13 protein-coding genes are annotated in these 13,864 nt (G+C 63.9%); 7 read left to right on the forward strand and 6 right to left on the reverse strand.

What is annotated here, in order from left to right; translation table 11 throughout:
• Window positions 1–74 precede the first annotated feature (74 nt).
• Genes ACZ6YI_RS06050 through ACZ6YI_RS06070 form a run of 5 tightly spaced genes read left to right on the forward strand, consistent with a single transcriptional unit; the run spans window position 75 to window position 5,908 of the window.
• On the forward strand, window positions 75–674 hold the full coding sequence (locus ACZ6YI_RS06050) for a hypothetical protein (protein WP_465777857.1): 600 nt from the start codon (window positions 75–77) through the stop codon (window positions 672–674).
• Window positions 671–2,143, forward strand: coding sequence for an XVIPCD domain-containing protein (locus ACZ6YI_RS06055; protein WP_465777858.1), 1,473 nt, complete (start codon window positions 671–673; stop codon window positions 2,141–2,143). The genes ACZ6YI_RS06050 and ACZ6YI_RS06055 overlap by 4 nt, the downstream gene beginning before the upstream one ends.
• An 18-nt stretch (window positions 2,144–2,161) precedes the next feature.
• A complete protein-coding gene (locus tag ACZ6YI_RS06060; protein WP_465777859.1) occupies window positions 2,162–3,841 on the forward strand; it encodes a type IV secretory system conjugative DNA transfer family protein in 1,680 nt (559 codons plus the stop codon).
• A gap of 4 nt (window positions 3,842–3,845) precedes the next feature.
• Window positions 3,846–4,457, forward strand: a complete 612-nt coding sequence (locus ACZ6YI_RS06065; protein ID WP_465777860.1) for a hypothetical protein — start codon at window positions 3,846–3,848, stop codon at window positions 4,455–4,457.
• The gene (locus ACZ6YI_RS06070; RefSeq protein WP_465777861.1) at window positions 4,454–5,908 is read left to right on the forward strand and encodes an XVIPCD domain-containing protein; all 1,455 of its coding nucleotides are present in this window, start codon (window positions 4,454–4,456) and stop codon (window positions 5,906–5,908) included. The genes ACZ6YI_RS06065 and ACZ6YI_RS06070 overlap by 4 nt, the downstream gene beginning before the upstream one ends.
• A gap of 45 nt (window positions 5,909–5,953) precedes the next feature.
• On the opposite strand, the gene ACZ6YI_RS06075 is transcribed toward ACZ6YI_RS06070, so the two are convergent.
• On the reverse strand, window positions 5,954–6,508 hold the full coding sequence (locus ACZ6YI_RS06075; protein WP_465777862.1) for a hypothetical protein: 555 nt from the start codon (window positions 6,506–6,508) through the stop codon (window positions 5,954–5,956).
• 217 nt (window positions 6,509–6,725) lie between these two features.
• Between ACZ6YI_RS06075 and ACZ6YI_RS06080 the strand changes: the two genes are divergently transcribed.
• A complete protein-coding gene (locus ACZ6YI_RS06080) occupies window positions 6,726–7,625 on the forward strand; it encodes a peptidoglycan-binding protein (RefSeq protein WP_465777863.1) in 900 nt (299 codons plus the stop codon).
• A gap of 92 nt (window positions 7,626–7,717) precedes the next feature.
• Here ACZ6YI_RS06080 and ACZ6YI_RS06085 read toward each other — a convergent pair whose 3' ends face one another.
• Together ACZ6YI_RS06085 and ACZ6YI_RS06090 are read right to left on the reverse strand one after the other, a co-directional pair.
• Entirely contained in the window at window positions 7,718–8,071 is a 354-nt protein-coding gene (locus tag ACZ6YI_RS06085) for a nucleotidyltransferase family protein (RefSeq protein ID WP_465777864.1), read from the reverse strand.
• A complete protein-coding gene (locus ACZ6YI_RS06090) occupies window positions 8,068–8,478 on the reverse strand; it encodes a nucleotidyltransferase substrate binding protein (RefSeq protein WP_465777865.1) in 411 nt (136 codons plus the stop codon). Before ACZ6YI_RS06090 ends, ACZ6YI_RS06085 begins: the two co-directional genes overlap by 4 nt.
• A gap of 156 nt (window positions 8,479–8,634) precedes the next feature.
• On the opposite strand from ACZ6YI_RS06090, the gene mutS reads away from it, so the two are divergent.
• The gene (gene mutS / locus ACZ6YI_RS06095; RefSeq protein ID WP_465777866.1) at window positions 8,635–11,220 is read left to right on the forward strand and encodes a DNA mismatch repair protein MutS; all 2,586 of its coding nucleotides are present in this window, start codon (window positions 8,635–8,637) and stop codon (window positions 11,218–11,220) included.
• Window positions 11,221–11,490: 270 nt separating this feature from the next.
• Here mutS and ACZ6YI_RS06100 read toward each other — a convergent pair whose 3' ends face one another.
• The 3 genes from ACZ6YI_RS06100 to ACZ6YI_RS06110 form a co-directional block, all read right to left on the reverse strand.
• Window positions 11,491–12,333: a hypothetical protein gene (locus ACZ6YI_RS06100; RefSeq protein WP_465777867.1), complete on the reverse strand. Its 843-nt coding sequence runs from the start codon at window positions 12,331–12,333 to the stop codon at window positions 11,491–11,493.
• 186 nt (window positions 12,334–12,519) lie between these two features.
• A complete protein-coding gene (locus tag ACZ6YI_RS06105; RefSeq protein WP_465777868.1) occupies window positions 12,520–12,918 on the reverse strand; it encodes an RNA-binding S4 domain-containing protein in 399 nt (132 codons plus the stop codon).
• Window positions 12,919–12,956: 38 nt separating this feature from the next.
• The gene (locus ACZ6YI_RS06110; protein WP_465777869.1) at window positions 12,957–13,859 is read right to left on the reverse strand and encodes an AEC family transporter; all 903 of its coding nucleotides are present in this window, start codon (window positions 13,857–13,859) and stop codon (window positions 12,957–12,959) included.
• Between the last annotated feature and the right edge of the window lie 5 nt (window positions 13,860–13,864).

The raw sequence follows: 13,864 nt of genomic DNA on the forward strand, positions 1-13,864 counted from the left end.
CCGCACATTAACCAGGAGCTACACATGGCAAACGATCTTGCTAAGCACGCCCGGCATGCCGGAAGGAGAAAGACTTGAACCCGAACCGATGGCGGCGAATCGCCGCTACCGCATCCCTGTTCCTTGCCCTGCCCTTTTCCGCTACCGGTGCCACCATGAACAAGCCTGACGTCAAGCTCAACCCGAACCCGCGCATGCGCTACGAAATCACCATCGAGGTGAACGACGCACCGGGCCCGTTCGACAGTGTCGATGCGAACATCAATTACCGCGTCGCCAACGACGCCTGCGTACCCCTCACGCCGGTCGTCGGCGCGACCGTGGCGCCAACGCGCCGCGAGCCGGTCAAGCTCACCCACGCGGGTGGGAACACCTATAAGGGCGAATTCTTCGCCGACCTCCTCCAGGACGAGGACTACTACGGCAAGGGCGTCTGCCACTGGTCGGTCGTCTCGGCCGATGTCGAAGCCCACAAGGGGAAGATGGATTTCGCTTCCTCGGTGTTCAACGAGGACATCTTTAACCACAAGGAAGTCACCCGGTTCTACGCCAACCGCGCCTATGCGGAAGACCAGACCGCCCTGGTCAACAGCGGTAATCCGGATCGCAGCCAGTTCAAGGATCCGTCCAAGACCTTCTCCATCACCCTGCGCGCGGCGGAGAAGACCTTATGACGATCCGCTCAACGGACTATGCGCTGCTCGCGCAGGAGAGCTACCACGACAGCCAGGTCGATGCCGACGTCAAACTCGATGGCATCGCCTACAAGGTCTTCGCCACCACCGATGACCCGCTCACGGGGTTCCAGGCCACCGCGTACCAGCGCCAGGACACCGGCGAAGTCGTCATCGCCTATCGCGGCACGGAATTCGACCGCGAGCCCGTACGGGACGGTGGCGTCGACGCCGGGATGGTGCTGCTAGGGGTAAATGCCCAGTCGCCAGCCTCCGAGGTATTCACCCGCGAAGTGATCGAGAAGGCGACGCACGAAGCCGAGCTCAATGACCGCGAGCCCCGGATCACCGTGACTGGCCACTCCCTCGGCGGCACCCTCGCCGAAATCAACGCGGCCAAGTACGGTCTGCACGGCGAAACCTTCAACGCATACGGTGCAGCCAGCCTTAAGGGCATTCCGGAAGGCGGCAATACCGTGATCGACCACGTGCGTGCCGGCGACCTCGTCAGCGCCGCCAGCCCGCACTACGGGCAGGTGCGCGTGTACGCGGCCCAGCAGGATATCGACACCCTGCAACACGCCGGTTACCGAGATGACAGCGGAATCCTTAGCCTGCGCAACCCGATCAAGGCCACGGACTTCGACGCCCACGCCATCGACAACTTCGTGCCAAACAGCAAGTTGCTCGGCCAGTCGATCATCGCCCCGGAAAACGAGGCTCGCTACGAATCGCACAAGGGCATGGTTGATCGCTACCGCGACGATGTAGCCGATATTCGCAAAGGCATTTCAGCGCCATGGGAGATCCCCAAGGCTATAGGCGAGTTGAAGGACACGCTCGAGCGTGAGGCCTTCGAGCTTGCCGGCAAGGGTGTCCTCGCGGTGGAACACGGCATCGAGACGGTCGTGCACGAGGCGAAAGAAGGCTTCGAACACCTCAAGGAGGGTGTTGAGCACGTCAAGGACGAGATCAGGGAAGGTATACACGCCGTGGAAGAGAAAGCTTCCAGCGCGTGGCACACGCTGACCCATCCGAAGGAATGGTTCGAGCACGACAAACCTAAGGTCACCCTGGACCACCCTGACCACCCCGATAATGGCCTCTTCAAGCAGGCCCAGGGGGCGGTGCATGCCATCGATGCCGCGCAAGGCCGCACGCCTGACAAAGTAAGCGACCAGATCGCTGGAACGCTGGTGGTCGCGGTGCGTCGCGAGGGCATGCAGCGAGTGGACAGTGCCGTGCTCAGCGACGACGCCAGCCGCCTCTACGGCGTGCAAGGCTCGCTGGACTCACCGCTTAAGCAGTTCGCCGAAGTGAACACCGCCCAGGCGGCGCAGACCTCGTTGCAGCAGAGCAGCCAGGCGTGGCAACAACAAGCAGAAATCGCGCGACAGAACCAGGCCACGAGCCAGGCCCAGCGCATGGACCAGCCGATGCCTCCGCAGGCACCGGCGCACGGCATGTAAACCATACGGAAGAGAGACATGAGTAAAACCAAGGGGTATTGGGCAACCGGCTTGTTCGTGGCGGCCCTGGCGGTGGGCGAGGTGTTTTCAGGCTACCTGACGCAGCTATTCATGGGGATCAAGGGCGTCGCCCTGGAATTCACCACGTACATCTCGTACGTGCGGGTGCTGCATGTACCGCAGTACGCCCCTTACGCATGGAAGATCGTCACGGCGGGGGCCATAGGTTTCTTCGTGCCCATGCTGGTCTGGGCCGTCGTGACGTACCTCATGTACCGGAAGAAGAAGCAGTCTACCCACGGCGACGCCCGCTTCGCCCGTGCGGCTGACCTGCGCAAGCAAAAGATGCTCGACCCCGCTCCGAATGGTGTCCTCGTCGGCCGCTTCAAGGGCGATCTGGTCCGCCTGCCCGGCCAGCAGTTCGTGATCCTGGCCGCGCCCACCCGTTCCGGCAAGGGTGTGGGCGTGGTCATCCCGAACCTGCTGGATTACCAGGAATCGGTGGTCGTGCTCGACATCAAGCAGGAGAACTTCGACCTGACCAGCGGCTGGCGCGCCAGCCAGGGCCAGGAGATCTACCTGTTCAATCCGTTTGCGGAAGATCGCCGCACGCACCGCTGGAATCCGTTGAGCTACGTCTCGAAGGACCCGGCGTTCCGTGTCTCGGATCTCATGAGCATCGCCTCGATGCTCTACCCCGACGGCTCGGACGACCAGAAGTTCTGGGTGAGCCAGGCCCGCAATGCCTTCATGGCGTTCTCGCTGTACCTCTGCGAGAAGTGGGAGCACGACGAGAAGAACAACCTGCCCGAGATGCTCCGCGACAAGCCGACGCTGGGCATGATCTACCGCCTCTCGTCGGGCGACGGCACCGACCTTCGCGAGCTGTACGGCGCCCTGTCGCAAAAGGCCTTCCTCAGCGCCAACGCCAAGTCGGCCTTCGCCAACCTGCTCTCGCAGGCTGCGGAGACGTTCGCCTCGATCCTCGGCACCTTCAAGGAGCCGCTGAACGCGTGGCTCAACCCGGTGCTGGACGCCGCCACCAGCCACGACGACTTCCTGCTCACCGATGTGCGCAAGAAGCGCATGACTATTTATATCGGTATCCAGCCGAACAAGCTGGCTGAAAGCCGCCTCATCGTGAACCTGTTCTTCAGCCAGCTCATCAACCTCAATACGAAGGAGCTGCCGCAGAACAATCCGGAACTGAAGCACCAGTGCCTGCTACTGATGGACGAGTTCACGTCGATTGGCAAGGTCGAAATCATCGCTTCGGCCGTGTCGTACATGGCCGGCTACAACATCCGCCTGCTCCCCATCATCCAGAGCATGGCCCAGCTCGATGCCGTATACGGCAAGGATGTCTCGCGCACCGTCATTACCAACCACGCGCTACAGATCGTCTACGCCCCGCGCGAACAGCAGGACGCGAACGACTACTCCGAGATGCTCGGCTACACGACGGTCACCAAGACCAACGTCACCAAGAGCAAGGGCGGTGACAGCAAGAGCAAGACCGAAGAGAAGCGTGCGCTCATGCTCCCGCAGGAACTCAAGGCCATGGGCACCGACAAGGAAGTGTTCTTCTTCGAAGGCATCCCACACCCGGTGATGTGCGACAAGATCAAGTACTACCAGGATAAGTACTTCACGTCGCGGCTGTTGAAGAAGGCGGATGTGCCGGTGCTGGCGGTATGACGCGATGAGGGATGACACCAGATCCCGGGTATTTGGTTCCAAGGTGAGGGTTACGCTACTTACCGGCGTCGCCCTACTCCTGACGAGTTGTGCCAATCCGACCGGCGAGCCATCGGTTGAGCTAAACCCGCATCCAACGCAGCACTACACAATTGATGCTTCTATTGTCGGCGCCCCAGGCCCATTCGACGAAGTCGAGGCAGAAGCCGTTTATGAAGTCGAGGATAGGTCGTGCGTCCCGCTCACCCCGGTATCGGGCGCTCGCATTACACCGCGACACGAGATACCACTTTCCGTGACCAAGGCCGGAGAAACTTACCGAACGTCGTTCACGGCTGACGCGCTGTTGGATGGTGATTACTACGGCCATGGCGTGTGCCATTGGACCCTAAGCCTCGTCAGCGTCGCCGCGGTGGTACAGAACCGACGCTTTGTTACCGTCATCCCACCCGTGGGTCGCTACGCCAAGGGCAGTGTCACCACCTATTTCTCGCGCCGATCGTTCAATCATGCATCGAAGAGTTTGGTCGACACCGGACTTTACGACAAAGCGGGGTTCGACCACCCTGATGAAACGTTTCAGATCAATCTAGTCGCCAGGAAGGCTACCCCATGAGTGAATCCACCAACGTTTACGCCCATCTTTCTGCTCGGTCTTACCAGAGAATGCAGGACAGCAAATTCTTCCGCTATGAAGACAAGGAATTCGAAGTCGTCGACTCCGCTGACAGTCTCGTCACCGGGTTCTCAGCGACGACCTATCGACAAGTTAGCACCAACGAGCTAATCATTGCTTTCCGGGGAACCGATGACCCAGTGGATGGGTTGATTGACGCAACGATGGTAGGTTCCCGTATTGATCTACAGGCCATCGAGTCCGAGATCTACACCGCAAATACGCTGAAGCGCGCCATGGATCACAGAGGCGACACGGACGCTCAGCAGGTAGTCACTGTGACCGGCCACTCGCTCGGAGGTGGTCTCGCCCAACTCAACGCCGAAAAGTTCGGGCTCTGCGGCGAAACGTTTAACGCATACGGCATTGTCGGCCTCAGGGGACACGATGTTTCCGGCGGTGACCAGATGATCAACCATGTGCGTGCAACCGATGCCGTGAGCGCGGCAAGCCAACATTTTGGACAGGTGCGCGTTTATGCCACCTCATCTGATATCGATGCCTTGAAGGCGGCCGGTTATGGATCCTCCGCGCACCCTGGCCTGGGAAAGATGCTTGACAGTATCGATGTCGGCGCCCACTACATCGATAACTTCGATCAGCGAGTCGGGAATCCCAGCATCGTCAACGACGTCACGGCGAAGCGATATGAGGACAACAAGGCGCTCGTGGACGGATTTCGCGAAGACGTTCTCAACCGTCGAGCCGCCCTTACGTCAAACCTGACGGATCCGGCGCTGATCGGTGCGCGCGCCATGCGCGGCTCGGCCGAGGCAATGGTTGCGACAATGGCCGGCCAGGCTCTCTACACCGCCGGCGAGGCCATCCACGGCGCGCAGATGGCGCGAGACGCCGGCAATAGCCTGCTCGACGCCACGCGGGCCGCCATGCACCGTGTGTCCGAGCGCTTTTCGGATCCGGCCACGGCGAATGCGCTGGGCACCGCCACGTACGGCGCGCCGATTCCAACCCCACCGCGCAATGATTCGGACATCCGGCGAGCGGACCACCCAGGCCATGAACTTTTTACACAGGCTTACCGGGGCGCGTCGGCCGTCGACAAGGATCTGGGACGCAAGCCTGATGAGAACACGCAAAAGCTCGCAGGAGCACTCGCCGTTGCTGCGGCGAGGGATGGTCTGAAACAGATCAACCATGTGGTGCTGAATGACGATGGCAGCACGGCGTACGCGGTTCAGGGGGAGTTGAATTCGCCGCACAAGAAGTACGTCGAAGTGAGCACGCATCAAGCGATCAGCACGCCATTGGAGCAGAGTTCTCAGCGCTGGACCGCGGCGGCCGCCACTCATCAACAAGAGGCACAGACCCAGCAGGCAACGCAGGCCCAGAACCAGGCACAACAGGCTTCGATGCGGCCTCACGGGCCTTGATCAGCGCCCCGCTTCAGGCGCGTAACCTTTCCGGATCGCGCCTGACTAACCGCCACCCTTGCACTTCGTAACCTTAGGCACGTCGCCGCCCTTCGGCTTGCGATCAAGAACAACATACTGTTCCCCCTTCCCTCCCGCCGCACCGGTGGCGCGGTACCACGCCAGCTTCCCGCCCTCCGCTGTCATGTAGGCCGCGACTTCGCTGTAGGCGGGACAGGTTGGGTAACCGCCGCGCTCGTCATCGTCCGAGCAGAAGCGAACGGCAAGGGTGCCGTCGTACCATGCGCCCTGGAGGTGGCCCTGGCTACCGGTCGTCCGCGTACCGTCTGACCAGGTTCCTTCGAACGCGGACGACCCCTCGTGGATGGTGACCTCCACGTCGTGGCCGAGGTTGCAGTCAGTCCGATAGCCCCACTCGCCCACAAGGGCGGTTCGGTCGTTCGCGGTTTGGGCGATACCCGCGCCTGCAATGCCCTTGTCCAACGTTGATGGCCGGAAGACCTTCTCTTCGGCACTGGATGACGCCGCAGAAGCCCCGCTGCTGATCGCTAACAGGCCCGCGATCGCGAACAGTGCTTTTCCAATAGCCAAGCGTCGCATGCTGATGGTTTCCTTTCCCGTGGGCATGGACCGAATACTAGCGTGCCGCGTGGTCAAAACGCTGCGCCCGTAGGGAAATCCCCGACCCCCAGCGTCACCTTTCGCCTACACAACTCACAGGCATACCCGCCGGACGTTGTAGTCCGCCGCGCGTTACCGTGCACCCGGCTCACGGAGTGGGCCCACGGAACCGCAAGGCAAGGGACGACGCATCACCATGAACCGCGAATCACAACTGGCGACACTGGCCTACGCGGCCGGCATCATCCATCCACTGGAACTGGCGAACTTCATGGCGCAGGTGTGCCATGAATCGAACGGGCTGAGCGTGCTTGAGGAAAGCTTCCGCTACAGCCGCGGGATTGAGCACATCCCCGTACGCTCGGCGTGGCGCGAGGGCCGTGAGGCGCTCGAGGCCGCTCAGAAACTCGCCCTGCAGGGCAAGCCGGAATCGCTGGCCGAGCTCATGTACGGCGGCCGGCTTGGCAACGACGCGCCGGGCGATGGCTGGCGGTACCGCGGCCGCGGCTACATCCAGCTCACCGGGAAGGACAACTACCGCGCGGCGGCCGACGAGTTGCGCATCGATCTGCTCGGCATCCCGGGCCTTGCCGCGGAGCCCGAGACGGCCTCGCACATCGCGATCTGGTTCTGGCAGACGCGCGTGCCGATCTCGGCTCTGCAGGACGTCAGGGCCGCGACGCTCGCTATCAACGGCGGCTTCAATGGCCTGGACGATCGCCAGGCGCGTTTCGATGCATGGGAGGCCCGGCTATCGCCCTTCACCATGCAGGATCTTTCCGCCGGGCTCGGCCTGCTGCCGGCGGTCGAGCAGCCACCACGCCTGCTCAGGGAGGGCATGTGGGGCCTGGATGTACGCGCCCTGCAGACGAACCTGATGCGCCTGTGCTTCACCGATGGCAAAGGGCGCCCGCTGGAGATCAACGGCGTGTTCGGCCCCGGGACCGCCGAGGCTGTGCGGGCGTTCCAGCGCCTGCACAAGCTTGGCGCGGATGGCCTCGTCGGCCCGCGGACGCTCGCCGCCATCGCTGCCCAGCTCGCTCGCCTGCAACAGCCACGGCGTACGCCGCTGGGGAGCCGAAGCATCCGGCCCTGACGTAGCTCATCGCTCTTGCTGAGGCCATCGTAGGGGTGCGTGTGCGCACGATGCGGGCCTGCCGCGATCATCCATCGCGCGCAAGCGTGCTCCTACGCTGGACTTTCGTCGGATGACGGTCTGTTCGTGCCGGGATTCAGCAGGACTTTGTCGCGTTCGATTGCCTTGCGGAACGACTCGTCTGTCGACGCCCAGTCCACTACATCAACCTTCCATGGAAGGTCCGATTCGGAGAACGCCTCTGCTAGCGCAGCGGTGAGTTCGAGGGGCAGCGGCACATCACTGATCACCGCGATATCAAGGTCCGAGTAAGGCTTGGAACTGCGCCTGGCGCGCGAGCCGAAGGCAAAGACATCGAACTGCGGCACATGCCGTTGCAGAATGTCACGCACGATGCCCCATTGCTGGGCGTCGATGTCGATTTCGGGCGGTGCGACGTCCGTCATGCCGAGGGGCGAAGGCGCGCGAGAAGAAACGTAGCCTCGTCAAGAAAATCAGGAATACCCGCCACCACCTGCAGAGCAACGTTCTCAGCGTAGGTATGGCTAGTCCTGCCGCGCATGTCACGGTAGTTCCGCCACGCAGGCCAATCCTTCCGCAGGAGCCCTCGCTCGTTACCACTGCGGATCAACTCCTGGAAGCTCATGGCGTCGAATTCGGCAGGATTCGCGGAGGTCATTTCCAGGAAGCGCTTCAGCATCTTGTGGCTGATTTCGTACGTGAACTCGAAACGCTGGATCAAACCATCGCGAATCTGGTCGTCAGTGATGTCGCGCTCGTAACGTTCCAGACCCTCACGGAGCCGACTCACGGCACGCTCCAGGGGCGTCAGGTCAAGGCCTTCGCTATTCACTTTTGCTCTCTCGCCGCGTCCAGCCGCTAGTTTCGGACATCCGGCTGGGAAGCGATACCCGGAGTCCGAGGGCAGTGCTCGCACTGCCCGGGGCGGTATCATGTACGACCGGCGTGCCATGGGTGGCACGCCTTCGGCATGGAACCAAGCAAAATCATGGCTTTAGCAGAAGACATCGCCTCGGCGGCCGGGCATACGCCGTTCATGCGCCAGTACCTGGCGGCGAAGGCGGAACACCCGGATATCCTGCTGTTTTTCCGGATGGGTGACTTCTACGAGCTGTTCTACGACGACGCCCGCAAGGCGGCGCGCCTGCTCGATATCACGTTGACCCAGCGCGGCCAGTCGGCCGGTGCGCCGATCCCCATGGCAGGCGTGCCCTACCACGCGGTGGAGGGTTACCTGGCCCGCCTGGTGAAGCTCGGCGAATCCGTGGCCCTTTGCGAACAGATCGGCGATCCGGCCACCTCCAAGGGGCCGGTGAAGCGCGAGGTCGTGCGCATCGTCACCCCGGGCACCGTCACCGATGCCGCGCTGATGGAAGAGCGCCGCGACAACCTGCTGCTCTCGATCGCCGCGGGCCCGAAGGGTTACGGCATGGCCTGGGTGGATCTTTCCACCGGCCGCTTCCTGCTCACCGAAACCGCCACCGCCGAAGGCCTTGCCGGTGAACTCGCCCGCCTGCAGCCGGCCGAAACCCTGGTCAGCGAAGACGTGGCGTGGCCGAAGCTCGTCACCTCCCTGCCCGGCGTGCGCAAGCGCCAGCCCTGGCACTTCGATGGCGATGCGGCGACGCGCGAGCTGTGCCGCTTCTTCAAGACCCGCGACCTGCGCGGCTTCGGCGTGGATGGCTTGCCGCTCGCCGTCGCGGCCGCCGGTTGCCTGCTCGGCTATGTCGAGGAAACCCAGAAGAGCGCGCTGCCGCACCTCACCGGCATGGCCGTCGAGAACGCCAGCGAAACGATCGCCATGGATGCCGCTACCCGGCGCAACCTGGAGATCGACACGCACCAGAGCGGCAACGTCGAAAACACCCTGCTCGGCGTGCTCGACGAAAGCGTGACGCCGATGGGCGCCCGCCTGCTCCGCCGCTGGCTGAACCGCCCGCTGCGCGATCGCGCGCTGCTGCGCGGCCGCCACCAGGCGATCGGCGCGCTGATCGATACGCGCCGCCATGGCACGCTGCGCGAGAAGCTGCGCGGCGTCGGCGACTTGGAACGCATCCTCGCCCGCGTGGCCCTGCGCTCGGCACGCCCGCGCGATCTTTCCACGCTGCGCGATGGCCTCGCCGCCGCACCGCGCCTGCGCGAGGAGATCGAAGGCGTCGACAGCCCGCTGCTGCACGACCTGGTGCAGCGCATCGGTGACCACGCCGATACCGCCGCCCTGCTCGCCCGAGCCATCATCGAACAGCCGCCCGTGCTGCTGCGTGATGGCGGTGTCCTCGCCGATGGTTACGACGACGAACTCGACGAGCTGCGCCGCCTGTCGACCAACGCCGACCAGTTCCTGGTCGACATGGAAGAACGCGAAAAGGCCAGCAGCGGTATCCCGACGCTCAAGGTCGGCTACAACCGCGTGCACGGCTATTACATCGAGATCACCAAGGCGCAGGCGGAGAAGGCACCGACGCATTACACGCGCCGGCAGACCACGAAGAACGCCGAGCGCTACATCACCGAGGAACTGAAGCAGTTCGAGGACAAGGTGCTATCGGCGAAGGAGCGCTCGCTGATGCGCGAGCGTGCCCTGTACGAGCTGCTGCTCGACAAGCTGATCGAACAGCTCGGTACGCTCAAGGTCGCGGCCTCTGCCATGGCCGAACTCGACGTGCTGGCCAACCTGGCCGAGCGCGCGGAGGCCCTCGACTGGGCGGCGCCGGTCCTCACCGACGTGCCGGGCATCCGCATCGAGCGCGGCCGCCACCCGGTGGTCGAGAAGGTGCGCGACGAACCGTTCGAGCCGAACGACCTGAACCTCGACAAGTCGCGGCGCATGTTGATGATCACCGGCCCGAACATGGGCGGTAAGTCGACCTACATGCGCCAGAACGCGCTGATCGTGCTGCTCGCGCATGTCGGCAGCTACGTGCCGGCGTCGGCCGCCATCATCGGCCCGATCGATCGTATCTTCACCCGCATCGGTTCGGGCGACGACCTGTCGCGCGGCCAGTCCACCTTCATGGTGGAGATGAGCGAGACGGCGAACATCCTGCACAACGCCACCGAGTGCAGCCTGGTGCTCATGGACGAAGTGGGCCGTGGCACGAGTACCTACGACGGCCTCTCGCTCGCCCGCGCCGCCGCAGTGCATCTCGCTGCGACCAGCTGTGCGTACACGCTTTTCGCCACGCACTACTTCGAGCTGACCGAACTTGCTGGCGAATACCGCACCATCGCCAACGTGCACCTGGATGCCGTGGAATACGGCGACCAGCTGGTCTTCATGCACACGGTGAAGGAAGGCCCGGCCAACCGCAGCTTTGGCCTGCAGGTCGCTGCGCTGGCCGGCCTGCCGAAGACGGTGATCGCTGACGCGCGGCGCTACCTCGCGGCGCTGGAGCAAGGCCACGAAGTCACCGCCGCGGTCGCGGCCCCGGAGACGCCTGCGCCGCAGATGGGACTGTTCGCGCCGCCGCTGCCTTCGCCGGTGGAGGAAGCCCTGCGTGCCGTGGACCCGGATGATCTCAGCCCGCGTGAGGCGCTGGAGCAGCTGTACAAGCTGCGCAAGATGCTCCGCTAACCCACCTTGTGGGAGCGCGCTTGCGCGCGATGGGGTTTGCAGCGAGCACCCATCGCGCGCAAGCGCGCTCCCACAGGCCAAGAGCCGGGCGGTGCAGCGATAGGGGTGCCCTATCGTTCCGATCCAAACAATCGAATTCCCCCGCGGTTTGGGCGCTCTTATAGTCACCCCATCACGGCTCCTATCGACTCTCCATCCATCGGTGCCGTGATGCCTTCCGCCCCGCCCTGAGAATTCAGCAGCCCGGTGGCCGGGGCGGGAGGCGTTCTTCTAGTAGCTCTTGTTGCTCGTCACGCCGCCCAGGCCGTAATGGCGGGATTCGATCAGCGTGCGCATCAGCACGATGAACAGGTCCGCGCTGAACAGCGACAGGTAGTGCACGCCCCACAGGGTGTTGCCGCGTTCATCGAGCAACCGCAACGAGCCGGACGTCGTGCCTTCGTCCACGGAGGCGATGTCCGCGAGCGGAATCGTCATGCCTTCGAACTCCACGCCGAGCGGACTCAGGTAGAACGCGCTTGCCTTCGTATCCTGCGCGCCGCGTCCCTGGCGCCGCGCGTGGCGGTCTTCGTCCGTTACCGTGTGGAAGACGACGCCTTCACCGGCTTCGAGTGCACGCAAGGTCAGCGGGCCACGCTCACGCAACTGCCCTTCGATGATCGCGCCACGCAGGCGAAATGCGTCACCGAGATTGTCGAGGACATCGATCCAGGGCGATTGCGCATCGCGGCGGAATGCCAGCGCGTTGACGAACCCGCCCTGCTGCCCTGTCCGGTAGAGATAAAGGTCCGCCATGTGCGCGAACGGCACGAAGTCGTTGGTCTTCGTGCGCGTGTGCTGGATAACCACACCGCGCTCGTGCAAGGACAGTACGGTTGCCGGCTCCAGCGCCTTCCAGGCGACTGCAAGGCCAAGCCCGCCGATGCAAAGCAAAACGGCGATCACCGTGGCGACGGGATGTGCGGCGAGTGAGCCGCCGGCAGCGACGAGCAGCGGCGTGGCAACACCGGCGAGAAGCAGCAGCGCAGACGTCGCGAGCAGGACGGCGTGCGATCGCGTCCGCCCATGCCGACTGACAAGCCGGCCCGGTGCGATGCCTGACGCTGGAACCATGCGAATCCCTCCGCCGGTGTGGGGACGTCACCGGGATGCCGCGAGGCTACAAAATCTCACGCCGGATGAAAACAGGTTTCACGCCCACCGCCTGTGGGAGCGCGCTTGCGCGCGATGGGTGCTAGCGGCAAGACCTATCGCGCGCAAGCGCGCTCCCACAGGTCGTAAGCGGTGCGACATCGAGCGTCAGAGGGTTTTCTTCAGGTCCTGGATGAGACGGCGGTCGCGCTTGTCGGGACGGGCATCCGGCCGGAACAGCGCGCCACCGGTGAGCCGGCGGTCTTCGCGCATGCGGGCGCGCTCGGCGATGCTCTCCTCGGTCTCCTGGTAGAGCTTCTGCGCCTCGGGCGCGGGGCCACGCTTCTCGGCCAGCCCGGCCACGAGGCAGATGAGCCGCTCCTCGCCGCGGGTGACCCGCAGCTGGTCGCCTACATGCACCGTCTTGGCCGGCTTGCAGGCGGCGCCATTGAGTTCCACCTTGCCGCCGTCGATGGCCTGCTTGGCCAGGCTGCGGGTCTTGAAGAAGCGCGCGGCCCAGAGCCACACGTCGGCGCGGACGCCAGCGGTCATGGAAGTTTCGGTCATGCGAGAAGTGTGCGGCCGCCGCGCGGCAAACCCAAGCCTCAGGCTGGCAGGAACAGGTTGCCCAGCGGGATGGTCGCCAGCGAGAGCAGGATGCCCGCCCCCAGCACAGTGTTCGCCAGGCGCGGCTCCAGGCCATGCTGGTCGGCCAGGATCGCCGCCGAGATCATCGGCGCCATGGCCGCCTGCAGCACGCCTACGGTAAGGATCACACCACCGACACCGGCCGCCAGGCCCACGCCCAGCGCGATCAATGGGGCAAGCACCAGCTTCCAGCCCAGGCCCGCGGCAAGGGCGCCGACCTGGTCACGGTGCAGGTGCAGCTTGAACTGCAGGCCGACCGAGAACAGCGCCAGCGGCGTCAGGGTCTGCCCGATCTGCAGCAAGAGCTTGTCCACGGCAGCCGGCCAGCCGCCAAACACGCCGGCGATCACACCGATGATCAGGCAGACGAACGGCGGGAAGCCCAGCACGCGCTTCGCGATCAACGCACCGCTGGTGCTCTTCCCCGAATAGAGCGATGCCACGATGATCCCGCCCGCGGCCAGCAGCGGAAAACAACCGAGCTGGTCGGCGATCACCGCCACTGAAAGCCCTTCCTTGCCGTGCAGGGCCTCCATCAGCGGATAGCCCATGAACGACGTATTGCCGAGGCCACACACAAGCGTCAGGCAACCGATGCGTTGTGGCGTCCACTGGAAGATCCGTCCCAGCGTGGCAAACAACACCCACGCGCCGAAGAAGGTGATCCACATCCCCACTACCGGGAACCACAGGTGCGGATCCACGGTGACCTGCGGCACCAACCCGAGCACCAGCGCCGGCAGCGCGATGTTCAACACCCACCAGTTGATCCCCGGGACGATGCCGTCAGGCAGGTTCGCATAACGCCGGCAGAGGATGCCGAGGGCGAGGCAGACAAAGAGGATGAGCAGCGCGGACATGGCAT

The sequence above is a fragment of the Luteibacter sp. NPDC104163 genome (assembly GCF_055584245.1).